This is a genomic window from Streptococcus phocae, from assembly GCF_001302265.1.
In the GTDB taxonomy this organism is placed as follows: Bacteria; Bacillota; Bacilli; order Lactobacillales; family Streptococcaceae; genus Streptococcus; species Streptococcus phocae.
The window spans coordinates 1-837 of record NZ_LHQM01000050.1; the positions used below are offsets into that span (position 1 = coordinate 1).

General features: G+C 38.5%; 2 protein-coding genes. Both read left to right on the plus strand.

Going from position 1 to position 837, the window contains the following annotated elements; genetic code table 11:
• Positions 1-200, plus strand: a 200-nt coding sequence (locus AKK44_RS08060) for a DUF1617 family protein (protein WP_152911089.1), incomplete at its 5' end; no start/stop codon positions are given.
• Positions 201-202: 2 nt separating this feature from the next.
• The gene (locus AKK44_RS08065) at positions 203-817 is read left to right on the plus strand and encodes a DUF1366 domain-containing protein (protein WP_054279259.1); all 615 of its coding nucleotides are present in this window, start codon (positions 203-205) and stop codon (positions 815-817) included.
• Positions 818-837 lie beyond the last annotated feature (20 nt).

An 837-nucleotide genomic window follows, 5' to 3' on the forward strand; every position in this document is an offset into this window, starting at 1 on the left:
CGCAAAAACTAGATGAACTTAACGATCTTCTCAACGAGCTAGCTGACGAAGAGGTCATTATTAAGGGGGGTGAGTACTCTAAGCGATTCATTGACTTTTTAAATTTTCTGGAAGAGTGTGAAGATGAATTTACATCATCAGAAATCATTCTTATCGACAACATTTTAGAGCAATTTGAAGCAAGCAAAAAAGGAGAATAAGCATGGCAAGAAATTGGAAAGTTAACGGAAATTACCCAAAATACGACGAGCAAGGAAAAATTGAGGCGACACATGTTATCATCGGTTCAGACGACGGGGCTTCTATCCCACAGTTGATTAAACGTGATTTAACAGGCTTAAGCGACCCTGAGGTTATCAAGGCGGCTTTAGAAGAGTTTAAAAAATCTGAATACGTTGAGATTGCGATGGGTGAAGCAGTGCAAAAAGTTGACGAGTTGGAAAAACTATCACAAGAAACTGCTAAAAATGCTAAGACAGCTCAAGCTGCTGCAGGATTAGCGAAAGTTTCAGCAGAACGTACACAAAAAATGGCAAATCTACAAACACTTCATTTGCTAACAAGTGGCGGTAAAATTGAGCCTGACATCTATAAAGGATTACTAGAACTTATCGAACCTGTGAAAAAAGGTAAGTATAAAGCTCACGACGTCTTCACTATGATAGACGAATCGCATGAAGACCTCGTTGGTGAAGGGAATCTTGTCTTTGTTTATGTTAACAATGACTTTACTTACGACAAGCAGACTATCGGTGAGCTAGAATCAGAAGGTGAAGTTATTATTATTAAATATGCTGAATTGACTAAACAAGAGTAGAGAGGTGGTTAGATGTACGA

What these genes read in the sequence shown, in the direction of transcription:
- AKK44_RS08065 (WP_054279259.1), top strand. Translation starts at nt 203, where the DNA reads ATGGCAAGAAATTGGAAAGTTAACGGAAATTACCCAAAATACGACGAG.